Below are 20,844 nucleotides of genomic sequence, written 5' to 3'. Positions count from 1 at the left end.
TATATTGAACTACAGATTTTTTCAAAAATATTACAAAATAAGACAATATATTGTAAATTGACCGAATTTTTAATATTATCAAAATATTGGTACATATTTGATTTTAGGGAGGAAATAGGGATGAAAAAAAAGCCTTTTAAGGTGCTGTCTACGCTTGCGGCGACAGCTGTGCTTAGTTGCACGTTTGGGTTTGGAAGCCAATCTGCTTATGCGGCTACACCATCTAATGTAGTAACTTCTAGTCCAATCGATGATCATTTAATTCCAGAAGACAGATTGGCTGATGCATTAAAGAAACGTGGTGTAATTAGTGACTCTACGTCGAAAGAAGACACATTAAAAGCTGTTGATAAATACGTAGAGAAGAAAAAAGGTGAAAATGCTGGAAAAGAACCAGCGGCAGGGGATAGCGTTACAACAGAAGCTTCTGATTTTCTGAAAAAAGTAAAAGATGCAAAGGCTGACACGAAAGAAAAAGCAAATGAACATGTCGGCGGTCCGGTAGCTGGACAAGCTGTTGGTAAAACGGGACTAAACGGCAAAGTACCAACTACTCCAGCGAAGCAAAAAGAATATAATGGACCTGTTCGCAAAGATAAAGTTCTTGTATTACTTGTAGAATATGCTGACTTTAAGCATAACAACATTGATCAAGAACCTGGTTATATGTATTCAAATGATTTTAATCAGGAACATTATCAAAAAATGTTATTTGGTGATGAACCGTTTACATTATTCGATGGTTCAAAAATTGAAACATTTAAGAAGTACTATGAAGAGCAATCAGGCGGTAGCTATACAGTAGATGGAACAGTAACGAAATGGTTAACAGTTCCAGGTAAGGCGGCAGATTATGGGGCAGATGCTGCAACTGGCGGTCATGATAATAAAGGACCAAAAGGACCTCGCGATCTTGTAAAAGATGCATTAAAAGCAGCTGTAGATAGCGGTATTGACCTATCTCAATTTGATCAATTCGATCAATACGATTTAAATGGAGACGGAAATCAAAATGAGCCAGATGGTTTGATTGATCACTTAATGATTATTCATGCTGGAGTCGGTCAAGAAGCAGGTGGTGGCAAGTTAGGTGACGACGCAATTTGGTCACATCGCTGGAACCTTGGAAAAGTATATCCAATTGATGGTACAAAAGCAAAAGTTAATAACTGGGGCGGTAAGATGGCAGCATTCGATTACACAATTGAGCCGGAAGACGGAGCAGTTGGTGTATTCGCACATGAATATGGTCATGATTTAGGTCTTCCTGATGAGTATGATACACAATATACTGGAGCAGGTGAGCCGATTCAAGCTTGGTCTATTATGAGTGGCGGCAGTTGGGCAGGTAACATTGCAGGTACAGCACCAACAAGCTTCTCTCCGCAAAACAAAGAGTTCTTTCAAAAGAACATTGGCGGTAACTGGGCAAATATCGTTGAAGTAGATTATGATAAGTTAAATAAAGGGATTGGTTTTGCAACATTCTTAGATCAAAGTGTAACGAAATCAGCTCGTCCTGGCCTGATTCGTGTAAATTTACCAGATAAAGATGTAAAAGGTATTCAGCCTGCATTTGGCCAAAAATACTACTATAGTACAAAAGGCGATGATCTTCATACAACATTAGAAACGCCAGTATTTGATTTAACAAATGCAACAAATGCAAAATTTGATTTTAAATCATTGTATGAAATCGAAGCTGGTTATGATTTCCTTAAAGTACATGCAGTAGCAGAAGATGGGGCAAAAACGTTAGTTGACACAATCGGTGACGAAAATGTTAAAGGCGGCATGGATACAACTGACGGTAAATGGGTAGATAAATCATACGATTTAAGCCAATTTAAAGGTAAAAAAGTTAAATTAGTATTCGAATATATTACAGATGGTGGTTTAGCTCCAAACGGCTTTACTCTTGATAATGCTACATTAACTGTAGATGGCAAAGTTGTGTTCTCTGATGATGCAGAAGGTACACCGCAATTTAAATTAAACGGCTTCACTGTATCAAACGGTGTTGAGAAAAAGAAACATAACTACTATTTAGAGTGGAGAAACTATGCTGGTGCAGATGAGGCATTACAATATGGCCGCGGACCAGTGTACAATACAGGTCTTGTTGTATGGTATGCAGACTCTAGCTTTACAGATAATTGGGTTGGTGTTCACCCAGGTGAAGGATTCCTTGGTGTTGTTGACTCTCACCCAGAAGCAATTTGGGGAACATTAAACGGTAAACCATCTGTTGAGAATAGCACACGATACCAAATTGCAGATGCTGCGTTCTCATTTGATCAAACACCGGCTTGGAAAGTTGTATCTCCATTACGCGGCACATTTGATTACAAAGGATTACCAGGTGTAACGAAGTTTGATGACTCTAAAGCGTATATGAACGACGCAATTCCAGATGCAGGACGTAAAGTGCCGCAGCTTGGACTGAAGTTTGAAGTAGTTGGACAAGCAGACGATCATTCTGCAGGTGCAATTCGCGTATACCGTAAATAATGGAGAAGCTGTTGAAAGGACTTCCTTTCAACAGCTTTTTTCATGGGCAAATATGTTTCAAGTCATTTGTAAAGTAATATATAATTAAATCCTACATATCGTTTTATCCCGCTATTCGTGGGCAGTATGACCCCCACCTCAAGATTGAGAGAGAAGCGAAGAAGATAGGTGGGGGATAACTACTAGCATGCGCTTGATTGATGCGAGCTTTGCATTAGTCGAGAATGCAAAAATCACTCATAGAAGTTTTATTTTAAATAGGAAGAAACAAGAATCTATTATGGTGTATGATGAAATAGAGAGGTGAATATTTATGGAGATTGCATCGATTATAGAACGACAAAAAACGCACTTTTATAGCGGGAAAACAAGAGAAATCGATGAGAGAAAGAAACAATTGCAAGCGCTATATGCAAGTATTCAGCGCTATGAGCCTGAAATTTTCCAAGCATTAAAGCTGGATTTAAATAAATCAGAGCATGAATCGTATACAACAGAGGTTGGGTATACATTAAAAGAAATTTCTTTTACGATAAAGAACCTTTCTAAATGGAGTAAACCAAAACGAGTGAAAACGGCCATGACTCATATTGGGTCGAAGGGGAAAATGATTCCTGAACCATATGGTGTAACATTAGTGATTGCCCCGTGGAATTATCCATTTCAACTAGCACTTGCCCCGTTAATTGGAGCACTTGCAGCTGGAAACACAGTTGTATTAAAACCTTCAGAGTTAACGCCGAATGTTTCTAAGCTTCTTACGAAAATGTTAACGGAACTATTCCCAGCGGAGCTTGTTACTGTGGTAGAGGGTGGTGCTGAGACGAGTACAGCTTTATTAAAGGAGCCGTTTGATTATATTTTCTTTACCGGGAGTGTCGGAGTTGGGAAAATTGTTATGGAGGCAGCAGCAAAGCAATTGACACCTCTTACACTTGAACTTGGCGGTAAGAGCCCTTGTATTGTACATGAAGATGCGAAGCTTGATGTTACAGCACGACGGCTTGTATGGGGAAAATTTTTAAATGCAGGACAAACGTGTGTTGCACCGGATTATGTATATGTTCATTCCTCTGTTAAAGAACAGTTTATAGAAGAAATGAGAAAGGCTTTGCGTGAACAATACGGAGAGCAGCCGTTGCAAAATGAAAAATATGTTCGTATTGTAAGTGAGCGTCATTTTGAAAGATTGTGTTCGTTTTTAGAAGATGGAAAGGCTGTAATAGGCGGTAATTACGATAATGATAAACTACTTATTGAACCTACAGTGCTTACAGATGTGACATGGAATCATAAAGTAATGGAAGATGAGATTTTTGGGCCGATTTTACCATTGCTAGAATATGAGCATATAGAAGATGTTATTGCAACTATTCAACGTCATCCGAAGCCGTTAGCACTATATGTTTTTGCTGAAGACCGAGATGTACAGAAGCAAGTGACGCAATCCATTTCCTATGGCGGCGGCTGTATCAATGATGTTGTGTATCATTTAGCGACTCCATATTTACCGTTTGGCGGGGTTGGTCAAAGTGGATTGGGTAGTTATCACGGAGAGTACAGCTTTCAAACCTTTTCACACTATAAAAGTATTTTATCTCAATCCACAGTATTTGATATGAAATTGCGCTATTCTTCTACAAAAAGTGCTTTAAAATTCATTCGAAAATTGTTAAAATAGTGATGGTATTTATTAGTTAGCGTAGGTGTATGATAAGGCCCCTTCATATTGAAGGGGTTTTTCTATTCGAGGTGTGTATCATATAAAATGGAACTGAATCAAATATATTACATAAATGTAAGCCTTCGTAATTATTCAAACTTTTACCGCTCGTTCATGTGGTATAAAACATAATTTTTGTTTAAATTCATATAAAAAATATGAGATAGATAGGATGAGGAAATGAAAAATATTATTAAAGTCGAAGCAGTAGAAAAATATTTTGGGGATCAAGTTATTATTCCGCCGCTTTCTTTAGATATTAAAGAAGGAGAGTTTGTAACAATTCTTGGTCCGAGCGGTTGTGGGAAAACAACGTTACTTCGTATGATTGCTGGTTTTGAGAAACCAACAAAAGGTACGATTGCACTTGATGAAGAAAAGATTAACGATTTGCCTCCTTATAAACGTCATATGAATTTAGTATTCCAGCATTATGCGTTATTCCCACATATGACTGTTGAGAAAAATATTCGTTTTGGGCTGAAGATGCAAAAAGTTGCTGAAGCTGAACAACAAGAGCGTGCTGAGGAAGCGATGCGTTTAACACAGTTAACAGAATTCCGTAATCGTAAGCCAGCTAAACTTTCTGGAGGACAACAGCAGCGTGTGGCGATTGCGCGTGCAATTGTAAATAATCCTCGTGTTTTATTATTGGATGAGCCGTTAGGAGCGTTAGACTTTAAACTGCGAAAAGACTTGCAACGTGAATTGAAAAATTTGCAACGTAATCTTGGTATTACATTTATTTATGTGACGCATGATCAAGAAGAAGCGATGAGCATGAGCGATCGCATCGTAGTTATGAACAAAGGTCATATTGAACAAATTGGAACACCAAAAGAAATTTATCACAAACCAAAAACGTTGTTCGTTGCAAAGTTTATTGGAGAAAATAATATTATTCAAACAGGGGAAACTTATGTATCGGTACGTCCAGAAAATGTGAAAGTACGTTCAGTGGAAGAACAAGCTGCCCCTGGGTACCACTTTGGTCATATTGAAGATATTGAATTTGTTGGAAATATGGAGAAATTATATATTCGCGATGAGAAGACGGCAGAACTATGGATGGCATATCAAGGTGCAGAAGAAGCAATGCAGTGGAACATTGGTGATAATGTATATGTAGGCTGGGAGCAAGAGGATGAGGTGACCTTAAATTGAAAAAAGGGAAATTACTTGCGTTACCTACATTTACTTGGTTGTTTATCTTCTTCTTAGTTCCGCTTTTGTTTGTATTAGCTTTTGCATTTTTACAGCGCGGGACGTATGGGACAGTTGAGATGAGCTTTACGTTAGAGAATATTAGACGTGTGTTTGATTCGCTCTACATAGAGACGTTATGGCAAACAGTGAAAATTGCGGTTATTACAACAGTACTTTGTTTATTGATTGGGTATCCATTTGCCTATACGATAACAATTGTTGATCGTAAATGGCGTTCTATTTTACTACTTCTTGCAACGATTCCGTTTTGGATTAACTTTTTAATACGTTCGTATGCTTGGATTATTATTTTGCGTTCACAAGGACTTGTCAATACTGTATTGATGAAATTAGGCTTTATTAGTGAACCTTTAAATTTACTATATAATATGCCATCTGTTATTTTAGGAATGGTATATTCGCTATTACCGTTTATGATTTTACCTGTATATGCAGCAATTGCACAGCTTGATAAGAGAAAATTAGAAGCTGCATATGACTTAGGAGCTACACCGCTTAAAGCGTTTTGGCATGTAACGATTCCAATGACGATGTCAGGGATAGCGACGGGTTCTATTTTAGTATTTGTGTCATCTATTGGTATGTTTGTTGTATCCGATATTATGGGTGGTTCGAAAGTTGCATTAATCGGAAACGTTATTCAAAATCAGTTTTTAGGTGCACGTGATTGGCCGTTTGGATCAGCATTGTCTATCATTGTTGTGTTATTCTCCGTTCTCTTAATTTATTTATATTATCGTGCTACGAAAGTATATAACTATGGAAACGGAGGGGAATAAACGAATATGAAAAAGTTTTTAGTCACCTATTCATGGCTGATTTTATTGTTTCTTTATTTACCAATGATGGTACTCATGGTGTATTCGTTTAATGACTCGCGTATTAATGCGGAGTGGCAAGGTTTTACACTTCATTGGTATACAGATTTATTTCAAAAACAGGATGTACTGGATGCGTTTGTAAACAGTTTAACAATTGCTGTTGTTACGACAATTGTTTCCACGCTGCTTGGTGTGTTGTTTGCAATTGCTCTGCATCGTTATAAATATCGTTTTGAAGGTGCAATTAACGGACTTGTATATTTACCAATTTTAATTCCAGATATTTTAATGGGATTATCACTTCTCATTTTGTTTAGTCAGCTTGGTATTGAACTTGGACAAATGACAATTATTATTGCTCATATTACATTTAGTATTTCATTTGTTGTTATTATTTTATCAGCACGACTTTCTGGTATGGGACGTGATTTAGAAGAAGCGGCAAATGATTTAGGTGCGACCCCGTGGCAAACGTTTCGATATGTGACACTACCAGGACTTGCACCAGCTATTATTTCAGCGGCATTATTGACATTTACATTATCTATTGATGATTTCGTTATTAGCTTCTTCGTATCAGGACCAGGATCAACAACATTACCGCTGTATATTTACAGTATGGTAAAACATGGTGTAACGCCAGAAATCAATGCACTTTCTACAATTTTGATTGTTGTGATTGTCGGATTAATGATTGCTTCTGAAGTGTTCCGTAATAAGGGTACGGATGGAGAAGAAAATTCAGGAGGCCATCTGCCGTTATAATAGATGGGGGCATTTATTAAGCTCAAATTAGGGAGGGAATGCAAATGAAATGGATGAAAGTAGCTGCAAGTACAGTACTTACTTTTGGAATTACTGCTGGAGTGTTAGCAGGATGCGGCGAAAAGAAAGAGGAATTAAATATTTACAGCTGGGCTGATAACTTTGATGAGCAAGTTATTAAAGACTTTGAAAAGAAATATAACGTTAAAGTGAACTATGATAAGTATGCAAGTAATGAGGAAATGCTTGCGAAATTACAAGCAGGCGGTGCACAGTATGATTTAATTCAACCGTCTGATTATATGGTAAAAACAATGGTAAACATGAATTTGTTGGAGCCGTTAGATAAAAAGAACATTCCGAATGTAGAAAATCTTGTTTCGAACTTTAAAACGCCTCCGTTTGATCCGGAAAATAAATATTCTATCGTTTATACATGGGGCGTAACAGGGATTGCTTATAATAAAAAATATGTGAAAGAAACGCCAACAAGTTGGAGTGATCTTTGGAATGAAAAATATAAAGGTCACGTAGCGTTATTAAATGATTCTCGTGAAGTGCTTGGTATGGGACTTAAGAAAAATGGATTTTCAAATAGTACGCAAAATGATGCTGAATTAAAAACAGCTTTCACGGATATTCAAAAATTATTACCAAATGTATTAGCGTTTGATACAGATAATATTAAGCAAAATTTCATTACGGAAGAAGCATGGATTGGTACAGTATGGTCTGGAGATGCAGCATTCATTGCAAAAGAGAATAAAGATGTTGATTACGTAGTTCCAAAAGAAGGCGGAACAATCTGGGCAGATACATTAGCGATTCCAAAGGGCGCAAAACATAAAGAGCTTGCAGAGAAGTTTATTAACTACTTAATGGATCCAAAAGTCAGTGTGAAAAACTATGAATCCATTGGATATAGTAATCCAAATGAAAAAGCTCGTCCTCTTCATAGTAAAGAATACCAAGAAAATCACATGATTTTCTTAACACCAGAAGAATTAAATCGTACAGAATGGCTTGTTGATGTGGATGGGAAATTAAAAGATTATGATCGTTACTGGACAGAACTAAAGACAGGAAAAGGAAAGTAAAAAAAACGCGATTTCTTAGATGAAATCGCGTTTTTTTTTATCCCGCTATTCGTGGGCAGTAAGCCCCCGCCCCAAGATTGAGAGAGAATCGAAGAAGCTAGGCGGGGGATGAAGAAAACCTCCACTAATGGAAGTTTCACTTTACGAGCCAGAGAATGAATATGATACACTAAGACATAGAATGGAGAAGAGGGATAGGTGATAATGGGTGAAAACAACTATACATAAAGTAGATGCATGGGGAAAGGTTGGAGCGTTCTTATATCGATTTCGCTATACAACGATTGCTCTATTAGTACTGCTAGCTATAACACTTGGCATATTTGCACCGAAGCTTCCGGGAATATTAGGCGGAGATGGATTTCAAACGAAAGGCGATTATCTAACGACAAAAGGGATATTAGAGAAAGACTTTAAACAGTCACAAGATACGCTCCTGCTCGTCTTTCAAAAAGAAAAAGGTGTGTCTCAGCAAAGATTTACAGAGAGAATAGATGAGATTGTAAAAAAAATTCAAAATGAAGAAACATATAATTCTTTTCATCATCCTATAGAAAATAAAGCAATGTTACAGGATGATATTGCTTATGCAACCATTTTATTTTCCGGGAAAACAAATAAAGAGCAGAAAGAAAAAACATTAGCTTTTGCAAAGGAGATTCAAAAAGAAAGTAACGGGGAAGTAAAAGTGTCTCCAACTGGATATCCAATCATTAATGATGAAATAAATGCAAGAACACAACATGATTTGAAAGTAGCAGAGATGATTGGTTTGCCGATCGCTTTTCTTGTGTTATTGCTTTCTTTTGGTAGTTTGTTTGCGTCTATTTTGCCTATTTTAAACGGAGCGCTAAGTGTTATTAGTACGATGGGGATTTTATATTTTGTTGGAGAACAAAAGGAACTTTCTATTTTTGTGTTAAACGTGGCACCGATGATTGGGCTTGCTTTATCTATTGATTTTGCCCTTTTATTTGTGAATCGTTTTCGAGAAGAGCTTGTGCATCGTTCTGTGAAAGAAGCAATTATCGTTACATATCAAACGGCAGGACGCGCCATTATTTTTTCAGGGTTATGCGTATTTGTCGGTTTATCTGGTTTGTTCTTTTTCAAAATCGATTATATTCAATCTGTCGCAATTAGCGGGATGATTGTTGTAGTAATGAGTATTTTATTTTCTTTAACGTTGCTTCCAGCGTTGTTAGCATTAATGGGAAAACGTTTAATAGGAAAGAACCAAAATGTTCATCGTACAGCACCTATGTGGCGTAAATTTGCACAGTTTGTAATGAAGTATCCGATTGTGATGACAGTTGCTGTATTTACATTTATTATTATTTGTTTATTACCGCTTCGTGGTGCAGATTTACAGTTCCCTGGTGTAGAAGCATTACCTAAGAAAAGTGAAGCGCGCATTGCCTATGAACGTTATGAAGACGCGTTTAATAAAATGGTAAAAACTCATGCAGATGTGACACTTGTTGTTGAGACAAAAGGAAATGTAACAGAAAAAGAAAATTTACAAGTGTTGCAAAAGGTTGTACAGAAATTAAAGAATGATAAAGATGTATATGAAGTGAAAAGTCTATACGAGCAGCTTGGAAATATGTCTGCAGAACAACTGTCAGCAATGCTGCAATCGCCAAATCGTGCACAAGTAGAACCGGTATTAGATGCGTATGTGAAAGATAATAAGACGACCATTGGAATTATTTTAGATACAAAGCCAAGAACAGAAAAAGCAAAGCAATGGGTGCGAGATTTTAAAGGAAATTATAAAACGGAAGGGATAACGTATTATTTAGGCGGAATGACAACATTTCAACAAGAACTAGAAGATGAGATAAAAAATAAAGTAGTTATTGGTATGTCTGTTATTTTCACTTCAACATTTCTAATTTTATTGCTAGCATTTCGTTCTTTACTTATTCCGATTAAAGCAATTGTGATGAATGTGCTTAGTTTAAGTGCGACCATTGGAATTATCATTTGGCTCTTTGAAGGAGGCCATTTTGGATTAGAACAAAGCTCAGTATTATTTGTATTACCTATCTTTATTTTCGGGTTAGTATTTGGATTAAGTATGGACTATGAAGTATTTCTTATTTCACGTATTCATGAATTATACGAGGAAACAAGAGATAATGATTATGCAACATTAGAAGGATTAGTGTCAACGAGCCGAATTATTACATCAGCTGCGTTAATTATGATTGTTGTTACAGGTGCATTTGCTTTCACTGATATTTTACCAGTGAAACAAATGGGGATTGGCGTTGCGCTAGCTATATTCCTTGATGCAACAATTATTCGATTAATTCTTGTACCAAGTTTAATGAAAATGTTTGGTGAGTGGAACTGGTGGCTCCCATTTACGAAGAAGAAACAGAAAGAAATGCATTGAGAAATAGCTCTCATCTTATATGGTGAGAGCTATTTCTATGAATAGCCTTCCACCCTTTTAGCGAATAGTATGAGATAAGGAGATTACATATAAGAGTGGGTGAAGACAATGTTTCGTTATTTTAAATTTAAATTGAATGATACTGTACAATTTGCAGAAAACGATGGACATATGTATCGCATTGTCGGCTATCGGTTAGAAAAAGGTTTTTATCCAAAGGATGAATGGACACATATTATTTATGAACTTTTGCGAGAGTTTGATGGGTACACACTCGATGCAGAAGAAGATGAGCTTGTGAAGGTTATTCAAGTAGAGGAGGAGTATTATAAAATTCATGATGTAGGAGAATATCGCTACCCTGTTAAATTGAAAACACCGCTGAAAAAATGTAATCATAAAACGATAGATCAATTATTAGATGCTTATAATGATTACAAGAGGCTAGCGGAATTTTTTAAGGACTTATCATATGAAAGAAAAGCTGAAGAAATGTTGCTGGAAATAAAAAAACTTCATGCGTAAAGTGAAACTTTAATCAGTGGGGTTTTCTTCATCCCCCACTGATTATTAGCTCTCACCAATCGGGCTCTAACGGACAGTTCATTCATTGTTGAACTGTCTTTTTAACTATGCATGAGATGGGATTTTCCGTTACAATAAGATAATTAATAGAAATTAGGTGATTGTGTGAAAGTAAAGAAAATGGGAGAATGGTGTGAAATTACGGTTCCTTCTGCATGGAAGGGACGAACGGTTGATTCTATTTTGAAAGAAGAATGGCAGGTTCCGAAAAAATTATTACATCACTATCGTATGGAAAAAAGCATTCTTGTTAATGGGGAAGGAAAACGATGGAGTGAACAGCTGCAAGAAGGAGATAAATTGCAAGTTCATATGTTCGTGCAAGAAGAGTATGGCGTGGAACCAGAGTTTTACGATATAGAAGTCATATATGAAGATGACCATGTATTAATTGTTAATAAACCAATTCAAGTAGATACACATCCTGCAAATAAAGGCGGGACAGGAACATTAGCAAACTATGTAGCATTCCATTTACAAATGCAAGGAATTGAAACGAAAGTACGTCACATTCACCGGTTAGATAAGGATACAACAGGCGGAGTCGTTTTTGCAAAGCACGCATTAGCTGGTGTAATTATGGATCGATTATTGATGGAACGAAAAATTAAGAGAACATATATGGCACTTGTTGAAGGGAAAATTCAAAAGAAGCGGGGCACAATCGATGCTCCAATTGGACGAGATCGTCATCATGCATCGAGGCGCCGTGTTTCTCCAAAAGGTGATCGTGCTGTAACTCATTATGAGGTCGTGCAATATTCGAAGGAAAGTAATATAACACTCGTGAAAGTTCAATTAGAAACGGGAAGAACACATCAAATACGTGTTCATATGAGTTATCTTGGTCATCCATTGGTCGGTGATGTATTGTATGGCGGTAAAACAAACCTACTTTCTCGTCAAGCATTGCATGCTGCTCATATTACAATGTTACATCCGATTACAAAACATCAAATTGACGTAGATATACCTCTTCCTCATGATTTTTCTCATATATTACATTCTTATATGTATACAAAATAAATAGAGCCTTTTTAGAAGGCTCTATTTATTTTGCTATTTGCCGGAGTGCTTACTTAGAAATAAATTCTTGTGTCCAGTAGTTACCGTTTTCTACGTAACCAACACCGATATGTGTGTATCCGCTATTTAAAATGTTTGCGCGGTGACCTGCACTATTCATCCAAGCTTGTACAACTTCTTCTGGAGTTTGTTGTCCTTGTGCAATATTTTCACCAGCAGATCTGTATGAAATACCAAACTGTTTCATCATATCAAACGGAGAACCGTATGTTGGGCTAGTGTGGTCGAAGTAATGATTTTTTTGCATATCTTCTGATTTAGTACGTGCCATTTTGCTTAACTCAGCGTCTACTTTTAATGCTGGTAAACCTTGTTTTGCACGTTCAGCATTTGTTAAATCAACAACTTTTTGCTCAAATGCGCTTAATGAACCTTTTGAGTCTTCAGCTGGTTTATCAGCAGGCTTATTAGCAGGCTTATCAGCTGGTTTATCAGCAGGTTTAGTTGCTTGGTTGTTATCAGCTGGTTTATCAGCAGGCTTATTAGCAGGCTTATCAGCAGGCTTATCAGCTGGTTTATCAGCAGGCTTATTAGCTTGGTTGTTATCAGCCGGTTTATCAGCAGGCTTATCAGCTGGTTTATCAGCAGGTGTATTAGTTTGGTTGTTATCAGCAGGTGTATTTGTTTCATTGTTATTAATTGGATTTGTAATTACAACATCTCCCCAAGGAGTTGTAACAGTTATGTTAGTTGGTTGTCCAGGAATTACACAGTTACCTGGTTGGAAAGCACCTGGATTCCATTTTGCATATGAGTTTAAAAGAGATGTTATGAAAGATTGGAAGTCTTGTTGATTCATATGCTGCATGAAAAATGGAGATTGCGAAATATTTTGAACTTTAATTTGTGATGGTTGCACTGTTTCTGCTTTCGCACCATTTGTCCCTAATCCAAATGTAAGAGCAGTTGCTGCTGCTACAGATAGTAAAACACGTTTTTTCATTATGATTGTCCCCCTATGTAAAAGTTTATGAAACTGTTATCACACAGATCTTATTTTTGTCGGCCTGTCTGACTGACACACTCATCGTAGCACAGATTTTGTCGAAAAAAAGTTGGAAAAAAATTCATAGATTGCAAGATTTCCTTTTTTATCCTAGATTTTAGAGAAAGAACAAATGCCGAAATACTAGATGTTATAAGGAATAGACAGTATTTTTTATGAGGAGAAATAAAAGGGAAATTGGATATAACTTCCGGTGGAGAGGAAGAGAAAAGGGATAACATCAGCATTTATAGAGGAGTAACGAGGAATATTATGGATGATTTTTTACATAATTGTAATCTTTTTGTCGTTCTTTTTTACGATACAGTAACATACTTTTAATGTTGTAGACTATAAAAAAGACGGGCGTATCTTTAATAGAGAAAGGTACGCCCGTTTTTCGTTTAAAATTATTGTTCTTTTTGTGTTACTGCTTCAAGTAATAAGTCTACAATATGAACTCCTTGCATTTTATGGGAGAGACCAACACGTTCAATACCAAGTTTCATTTGCAATAAACAGCCAGGATTTGCTGTTACAATTGTTGTTGCTTCGGTTTCATGAACTCGTTTCATTTTGTAGTCTAAAAACTCCATTGATAGTTCAGAATGTACTATATTATAAATACCAGCTGAACCACAGCAACGATCAGCGTCTTTCATTTCTTTATAAGTTACGCCTTGAATCGCTTGTAATAGCTTGCGAGGTTCAGAAGATGTACGCATCACGTTTCGTAAATGACAAGAATCTTGATACGTAATGACTTGCGGTGGCAGACGTAAGTCGATGCGTTTATGAAAATCTAATTCTACTAATATAGCAGAAATATCTTTAATTTTCCCAACAAATTGTTTTGCACGGTCTGCCCATTCTGAATCATCTTTTAATAAATAGTCGTAATCAACTAAATAGGCACCGCAGCCACCAGCGTTTGTAATAATATAATCAATTTTTAAGTCTTCAAATGCTTGAATGTTTTTCTTCGCAAGCTCTTTTGCACCGCTCTTTTCACCAGCATGGCCGTGCAGAGCACCGCAGCAATTTTGATCTTTTGGTATAACAACATCACAACCAGCAATTTGCAATAGCTTCATCGTCGCATTATTTGTTTCTAAGAACATTGTATCCATTAAGCAGCCAGTAAAGAAAGCAACACGTTTTTTCTTTACTGCTTTTGCTGATAAAAATTCAGGCCGATTTTTCATTTCTTTCATTTTCGGTACTTTGGGAAGAACGAGATCCATTGTTGCTAATGTTTCAGGGAATAACTTCATAATCCCTGTTTTATGTGTGAATGTTTGTAAGCCGGAACGCTGATAAAACCCAATTAGTCCTGTTAATGTCCGCATACGATTTTGATGAGGGAATAACCCTTTAAAGACAATTTTACGAACAGCTTTGACTGGTATAGAGAATGTTTTGTTTTGATTTATAATATCACGCGCTTCTTCTAATAAATGCCCATAATTAACGCCCGATGGACAAACGGGTTCACAAGCGCGGCAGCCAAGACAAACATTTAGCGTGTTTTCTATGTCTTCATCTGGTTCAATTAAGCCATCAACGACTGCTTTCATTAGCGCAATGCGCCCGCGCGGAGAGTGTGACTCTTGAAACCCAGATTGAATATAGGTTGGACATGTTGGTAAACAAAAGCCGCAGCGCATACAGTTCAGCAGTTCATCTTCATTTAAACGTTCTTTAAATTCTTTTTGAATTTGTTTTGTATTTAATGTAGTCATTGCTGAGCCACCACTCTTTTACGAGAGTCTTTTGCAAACATTTTACCAGGATTCATAATATTGTTTGGATCAAATGCTTGCTTAATAGCTTTCATTGCAGCAATGCCTTCTTTACCAAGTTTTAGCTCTAAATAAGGAGCTTTCATCGCCCCAACGCCATGTTCACCTGTAATGGTGCCGCCAAGTTCAATCGCTTTTGCGAAGATCTCCGCAAAGGCTTGTTCGGCACGGTGCATTTCTTCTTTATTACGAGCATCTGTCATGCAAGTAGGGTGGAGGTTACCATCGCCAGCATGGCCAAATGTACAAATTGGAATGTTATATTTTTTTGCAATTTCATTAATTGCTTCTACCATCGGTGCAATTTGTGAACGAGGCACTGTCGCATCTTCTAAAATTGTTGTTGGTTTTAATCGTGCTAATGCAGATAGCGCACTGCGGCGTGCTGTGCGAAGCGCATCTGCTTCTGTTTCATCTTTTGCAACGCGAACATCAACAGCATGAAGAGAACGGCAAATGTTTGCCATTTTTTCAATATCACGGTTTACCACTTCCGGAGAACCATCTTGTTCAATGAGCAGAACTGCTTTTACATCCGTTGGTAAGCCGATTTGAGCAAATTCTTCTACGACTTCAATTGTCGGTTGATCTAAAAACTCTAATGTTGCTGGAATAATTTTATTTGCAATAATTGCAGAAACAGCACGTGCAGCTTCATTAATATCTTGATATAAAGCTAGCATTGTTTTTTTCGTTTCTGGCATTGGAACAAGTTTTAAAATTGCTTCTGTTACGACGCCAAGTGTTCCTTCAGATCCAATAAATAAACGTGTTAAATCATAGCCAGCTACATCTTTTGCTAATTTTCCACCTGTACGAATCATATCACCATTTGGTAGAACGATTTCCAGTCCCATAACATAATCACGCGTTACTCCGTATTTTAATCCGCGTAAACCACCAGAATTTTCATTAATGTTTCCACCAATTGTTGAAATTTTCATCGAACTTGGATCGGGCGGATAAAATAATCCTTTTTCCTCGGCAGCGTTAATAATATCTAATGTAATGACACCAGCTTGCACCGTAATTGTTAAGTTTTCTTCATCAATTTCTAAAATACGATTCATATGGCGGAAAATAAGGACGATTCCACCTTCTAGCGGACAAGTTCCTGCGCAAAGGTTCGTTCCAGAGCCGCGTACATATACAGGAATCTTATGTTCGTTGCATACTTTTAAAACTTTTGCTACTTCTTGTGTATTACGAGGTGCGACAACCGCATCTGGCATTGCTTGAAAGTTTGGAGTCGCATCGTAACTATACGTTAAACGTCCCATGTTAGATGTATCTACATTTTCTTTACCAACAATAGATACGAGTGCATCAACAACTTGTTGTGTTAACATACTGAAAATCCCCCTCAAACTGTTATGCAAAGTTTTTCTGAATACAAACTTTGTCACAGTGTTTTTCATATTTTAATGATAAAAAAAAGCGGGGGCTCCCGCTATGTGTAAACAAACAAATATTATCCTATTTTCCCTTCTTTTTTTGGTTGATTATCCAATAAGAGTAGAGCGAAATATAAAACGACTAAATCCTTTAATTGTTTTGGATCTAATTTGGTGTATTCTTCAATTTTCTTTAGGCGATAATGCAATGTATTAATATGAATGTGAAGGATTTCCGCTGTTTGTTTATACGATTGATTGTTTTCAATAAATAAACGTAATGTTTGAATCAATTCTGTTTCTGTATGAAGTTTATGAATTGTGCGCTGCAAAAATTCTTCACGCGTATAGGAAGTAATATCTTGAAGGCACATTTCTAAACGCAAATCTTCATTAAAAATAATACCTGTCGTTTTTTGAGAAACAGTAAGTGCTCGGAGTGCCTGTTCATAAGAGAGGTGCATTTCATTTGGTGCAACTGCTTGTCCAATACCGATGCTTAGTATAATAGGAAATAATGCTTCGCACTCATATTTTAGTCGTTTTAAAAATTGAAACGTTTCTTTTTTTGTTTCAAACGACTGAAATAAAATAAACCGGTCGTTGCCCCAGCGTACAAACAAGTCTTGCTTTGGTAACAGATTGCGTATATGTTGCCAAATTTTCCGCTGGAGCATCGTATCATCTTGATTATATGAAAATAAAATGAGTTGTTTCTTTTTTTGTAAGTCAATTCCAAGAGTTTTTGCACGGTCTAAGAAGCTAGGAGACCAATCGTTACCTTGAAGCCAATCAAATACGAATGCCTCGTATGAGCGTTGTTCAAGTTCTAGCTGTTCTAGAAAATAGTTTTCGTGAATTAATAGTTCAGTCATTTTCCGTAATATTTCTCCGTATTGAGAAATGTTTTCTGGTTCTCCTGTAATACCAATTACACCAATCACTTCATCGTGAAAGAGGAGAGGAAGATTGATGCCCGCTTTTACGCCGCATAGACACTTTTCATCTTCGTTTGTAATAATTACTGTCCTTTTTTGTTCAGCACAACGAAGAGCTCCTTCGTGAAAGCTTCCAAGTCTCGCTTGGTCTGTACTTGCGATAATTGTTCCGTTTATGTCAATAATAATAATATTTTCGGTAATGAGTCTTCGTACTTCGCGAACAATTTTATTTGCTAAATCGGGGAATAGCATAACTTTAACACCCACTATATTTATATTTGTTTTACAATTATATAGTGATTATTATAAAGAAAAAAGATTTCATACTTTCCTCACAATTATTTGCTATTTTACAGGTATAACGAAATTGTCCATGATGGAGGGAATTTTTTGAAAAGGTGGCTTATTTCACTTTGTATCGTATTATTACTTACAGGATGTAATGGAGGAGCTTATGAATCTATTAATACCAAAAAGGATCTTCTCATTACGACAAATATAAAAGAAGGAAGTATTAGCTTTATCGATACTGATACGAAAAAAACAATTGCAACGTGGCATTTAAATGAAGCTATTATGGGAACAGCGTTGTTACCAGACGGGAATCGGTTGCTTGTGTATGGAAAACAACTAGAGTATATATATGTATATTCCTTAAAAGATGGAAAGCAGCTTGAAAAATGGAATACAGGAAAAGGTATAGCAAATATCTTATTATCTGAAAGTGGAAAAGAATTGTTCGTAGCAGATCAAAATCAGCAAAAAATTCGTATTTTCACAACCGATGGAAAAGAAAAAGAGAGCATTCCGGTGGGGAAAGGCCCGCTTACTATGGTGCAACATAATGATATGTTATATGTCCTAAATTTTTATGATACGAAATTGTCTAGCATTGATGTGAAACAAAAAAAGGTCGTGAATTCTTTTGTAATTCCGCCGGCTTCAACTGGTGCGGTTCTTAGCGAAGATGGAAAGGACATCTTTATTGGTGGACACGGTGACGGTAAACAAGTAAATGAAAAAGTACTTGAGTATTCTCTCGAAAATGGCGAAATGCTTCAATCGTTAGATGCACCATTTATGCCAATCAACTTGTCTGCAGATCAACAATTTATTTATGTACTTAGCCACGGATCTAGCACGCTGAGAAAGTTCGATGGAAAAACGTATAAAGAAGTAGATTCTCTTGAAGTAGGATCGAATCCATTTGCATTTTGGCAAATTGGCAATGAAGGATATGTTGCGAGCTATGATAGTGATGAAGTGTACGTTGTAGATTTAAACGAAATGAAAATAAAACAGACGATTTCGGTTGGTAAAGGGCCATTTCAATTTGTGCAAAGAGTAGGGGAGAAGAAATGAGTAAGTATAAAGTATTACTTGTTGATGATGAAAGTGATATGAGGCAGCTTGTTGGTATGTATTTAGACAACTTTGGTTATGAGTGGAAAGAAGCCCAGAATGGAAAACAGGCACTGCACATACTGGAAACAGAAGACTTTGATTTTGTTATTTTAGATATCATGATGCCAGAAATGGATGGAATTACAGTATGTAAAGAAATCCGAAAAACATCAGATATTCCAATTATCTTTTTGACAGCAAAAGGGGAAGAGTGGAATCGTGTAAATGGACTGCGGACGGGAGCAGATGATTATATTGTGAAACCATTTAGCCCAGGAGAGTTAATTGCACGTATGGAAGCGGTATTAAGGAGATATACGAAATATGAAGAGCAAGAAGAGATGGAATTTGGACCAATTGTAATTAATGAGAAAAGTCGCCGTGTTGAAATAGAGGGCGAGGGTATTTCATTAACTGTTAAAGAATTTGATTTACTTTATTTTCTTTGTCAACATAATGGCCAAGTATTTAGCCGAGAGCAATTGCTTGAAAAAGTTTGGGGCTATGATTATGCTGGCAGCACTCGAACAGTTGATACACATGTGAAAACAATGCGCTTAAAGCTTAAAAAACAGGGGAATTGTATTCAAACTGTTTGGGGCGTAGGCTATAAATTTGAGGTGTAAGATGCTTACGATGGTACAAAAGTTATGGCTTACAGTTGCATGTGCTGTGTGTGTAACAGTTTCGTTTTTATATTTTGTCTCGCTGTATTCGTATGAGAAATTATATGTTCAAAATATTGAAGAGACATTAAAAGCAGAGGGAAATCGTCTTGTGGCACAATATAGAGCAGATGAGCCCATAGATGTATTTGAAGAAAAGGTAAAATCATTCGATAAAATTGCGAGCGCAGATGTACTGTTTGTTAGCAATCCGCGTGATTTAAGTGCATGTCTTCCATTTGATGTTCATTACAATTCAATTATTAGTGAGAATGATCGGCAGACATTACTAGAAGGAAATACGATTACGAAGATTGGGTATGAAGAACATTTTCATCGTAACATTATGGGTGTCGTTATTCCTGTGTTAGACAATAAAAAGCTAGTCGGTATTGTATATTCTTATCTTCCTTTAAAAAGCATTAAAGATTTAATTTATGAAATGGGACTCATTTTAGCTCCTCTTGCTCTTGTAATGATTGTGCTAACTATATGGATTGGACGAAAGATTGTCATTGCAATTACAAAGCCGCTTTCACAAATGGAACGAGTCGCACATCATATGGCAAAAGGAGATTTTTCGCAGCGGATTACGATTTCATCAGAAGATGAAATTGGAAAACTCGGCAAAGCGTTCAATAAGATGGCAAGTTCATTAGAAGAAGAGGATGTGCAGCGAAAAGAATTTTTAGCAAATGTGTCACATGAGCTTCGAACACCGCTTAGCTATATTAAAGGATATAGTGAAGCAATTATTGATGGAGTTGCAAAAGGAGAACAACAGTTAAAGTTCACACAACTTGTTCATAAAGAAGCAGGGCGTATGCAGCGTCTTGTTCATGACTTGCTTGATTTAGCGCAACTTGAGGGAGAGCGTTTTCCTCTTAAAAAGCAACCGATTGTATTTTCACAATTAATTGAAGATGTACTAGAGACATATGAATTACAAGTGATAGAAAAACAAATTACATTGCATACAATTCTTGATCCGGACATTATTGTCAATATCGATGAAGATAGGATGCAACAAGTGCTTCATAATATATTAGATAATGCTATTCGCTACACAGATGAGAACGGTGTTATTCATGTGCAATTAGAGCAACAAGCAGAGCAATGTAAACTAGAAATTATAGATACTGGGATTGGCATTGGACCCGAGCACCTCGAAAAATTAGGGGAACGTTTTTATCGAGTCGATAAAGCAAGGAGTCGTCATAATGGTGGAACGGGGCTAGGACTTGCAATTGTAAAACAAATTGTGCACATTCACGGCGGAACGTGGCATATTGAAAGTGAAGAAGGTAAAGGAACAACAATTGTGATTTATTTACCAATCATCTCTTCGGAGTGAAGAGATCAAGTGAAACTTCCATCAGTGAGGGGCTTCTTCTCCCACTGATGGAAGCCCGCCCAATCGGGCATATGCCAGCA

16 protein-coding genes are annotated in these 20,844 nt (G+C 36.8%); 12 read left to right on the top strand and 4 right to left on the bottom strand.

What is annotated here, in order from left to right:
* The first annotated feature begins 120 nt into the window (after positions 1-120).
* The 9 genes from ACFQZ1_RS07460 to ACFQZ1_RS07420 all read left to right on the top strand — a co-directional run bounded on the left by ACFQZ1_RS07460 (position 121) and on the right by ACFQZ1_RS07420 (position 12,159).
* A complete protein-coding gene (locus ACFQZ1_RS07460) occupies positions 121-2,511 on the top strand; it encodes an immune inhibitor A domain-containing protein (protein ID WP_377881479.1) in 2,391 nt (796 codons plus the stop codon).
* 313 nt (positions 2,512-2,824) lie between these two features.
* Positions 2,825-4,192 (top strand): aldehyde dehydrogenase, encoded by a 1,368-nt coding sequence (locus ACFQZ1_RS07455; RefSeq protein WP_377881478.1) that lies wholly within the window; start codon positions 2,825-2,827, stop codon positions 4,190-4,192.
* Between the two features lie 222 nt (positions 4,193-4,414).
* Positions 4,415-5,398, top strand: coding sequence for an ABC transporter ATP-binding protein (locus tag ACFQZ1_RS07450; protein WP_377881477.1), 984 nt, complete (start codon positions 4,415-4,417; stop codon positions 5,396-5,398).
* Positions 5,395-6,240, top strand: coding sequence for an ABC transporter permease (locus ACFQZ1_RS07445; RefSeq protein WP_377881475.1), 846 nt, complete (start codon positions 5,395-5,397; stop codon positions 6,238-6,240). Before ACFQZ1_RS07450 ends, ACFQZ1_RS07445 begins: the two co-directional genes overlap by 4 nt.
* 6 nt (positions 6,241-6,246) lie before the next feature.
* A complete protein-coding gene (locus ACFQZ1_RS07440; protein ID WP_377881473.1) occupies positions 6,247-7,047 on the top strand; it encodes an ABC transporter permease in 801 nt (266 codons plus the stop codon).
* A 44-nt stretch (positions 7,048-7,091) separates the two neighbouring features.
* Positions 7,092-8,144 carry a polyamine ABC transporter substrate-binding protein gene (locus ACFQZ1_RS07435; RefSeq protein WP_377881472.1) on the top strand — a complete coding sequence of 351 codons (1,053 nt, stop codon included), beginning with the start codon at positions 7,092-7,094 and terminating at the stop codon, positions 8,142-8,144.
* Between the two features lie 208 nt (positions 8,145-8,352).
* Positions 8,353-10,548 (top strand): MMPL family transporter, encoded by a 2,196-nt coding sequence (locus ACFQZ1_RS07430; protein ID WP_377881471.1) that lies wholly within the window; start codon positions 8,353-8,355, stop codon positions 10,546-10,548.
* Positions 10,549-10,656: 108 nt separating this feature from the next.
* Positions 10,657-11,073, top strand: a complete 417-nt coding sequence (locus tag ACFQZ1_RS07425) for a histidinol dehydrogenase (protein WP_377881470.1) — start codon at positions 10,657-10,659, stop codon at positions 11,071-11,073.
* 165 nt (positions 11,074-11,238) lie between these two features.
* The gene (locus tag ACFQZ1_RS07420) at positions 11,239-12,159 is read left to right on the top strand and encodes an RluA family pseudouridine synthase (RefSeq protein ID WP_377881469.1); all 921 of its coding nucleotides are present in this window, start codon (positions 11,239-11,241) and stop codon (positions 12,157-12,159) included.
* A 49-nt stretch (positions 12,160-12,208) separates the two neighbouring features.
* Here the strand turns inward: ACFQZ1_RS07420 and ACFQZ1_RS07415 are convergent, their stop codons facing one another.
* The 4 genes from ACFQZ1_RS07415 to ACFQZ1_RS07400 form a co-directional block, all read right to left on the bottom strand.
* Entirely contained in the window at positions 12,209-13,162 is a 954-nt protein-coding gene (locus ACFQZ1_RS07415; protein WP_377881468.1) for a CAP domain-containing protein, read from the bottom strand.
* Between the two features lie 452 nt (positions 13,163-13,614).
* Complete coding sequence (locus ACFQZ1_RS07410; protein ID WP_377881467.1) at positions 13,615-14,946, bottom strand: (Fe-S)-binding protein; 1,332 nt, start codon at positions 14,944-14,946, stop codon at positions 13,615-13,617.
* Positions 14,943-16,355, bottom strand: a complete 1,413-nt coding sequence (gene glcD / locus ACFQZ1_RS07405; protein ID WP_377881466.1) for a glycolate oxidase subunit GlcD — start codon at positions 16,353-16,355, stop codon at positions 14,943-14,945. Before glcD ends, ACFQZ1_RS07410 begins: the two co-directional genes overlap by 4 nt.
* A gap of 122 nt (positions 16,356-16,477) precedes the next feature.
* Positions 16,478-17,593 carry a CdaR family transcriptional regulator gene (locus ACFQZ1_RS07400; RefSeq protein WP_377881465.1) on the bottom strand — a complete coding sequence of 372 codons (1,116 nt, stop codon included), beginning with the start codon at positions 17,591-17,593 and terminating at the stop codon, positions 16,478-16,480.
* Between the two features lie 138 nt (positions 17,594-17,731).
* Here ACFQZ1_RS07400 and ACFQZ1_RS07395 point away from each other — a divergent pair, with 138 nt between their 5' ends.
* The 3 genes from ACFQZ1_RS07395 to ACFQZ1_RS07385 are packed head-to-tail and all read left to right on the top strand — an operon-like array spanning position 17,732 to position 20,764.
* Positions 17,732-18,703 (top strand): YncE family protein, encoded by a 972-nt coding sequence (locus tag ACFQZ1_RS07395; protein WP_377881464.1) that lies wholly within the window; start codon positions 17,732-17,734, stop codon positions 18,701-18,703.
* On the top strand, positions 18,700-19,371 hold the full coding sequence (locus ACFQZ1_RS07390) for a response regulator transcription factor (protein ID WP_377881463.1): 672 nt from the start codon (positions 18,700-18,702) through the stop codon (positions 19,369-19,371). Before ACFQZ1_RS07395 ends, ACFQZ1_RS07390 begins: the two co-directional genes overlap by 4 nt.
* A gap of 1 nt (position 19,372) precedes the next feature.
* Positions 19,373-20,764, top strand: coding sequence for a sensor histidine kinase (locus tag ACFQZ1_RS07385; RefSeq protein WP_377881462.1), 1,392 nt, complete (start codon positions 19,373-19,375; stop codon positions 20,762-20,764).
* The last annotated feature ends 80 nt before the right edge of the window (positions 20,765-20,844 follow it).

The sequence above is a fragment of the Bacillus sp. CGMCC 1.60114 genome, assembly GCF_042676365.1.
GTDB classification, from domain to species: domain Bacteria; phylum Bacillota; class Bacilli; order Bacillales; family Bacillaceae_G; genus Bacillus_A; species Bacillus_A rhizoplanae_A.
The sequence above is the reverse complement of the archived record's forward strand: the minus strand, read 5'-3'. Positions and strand labels throughout refer to the sequence as shown.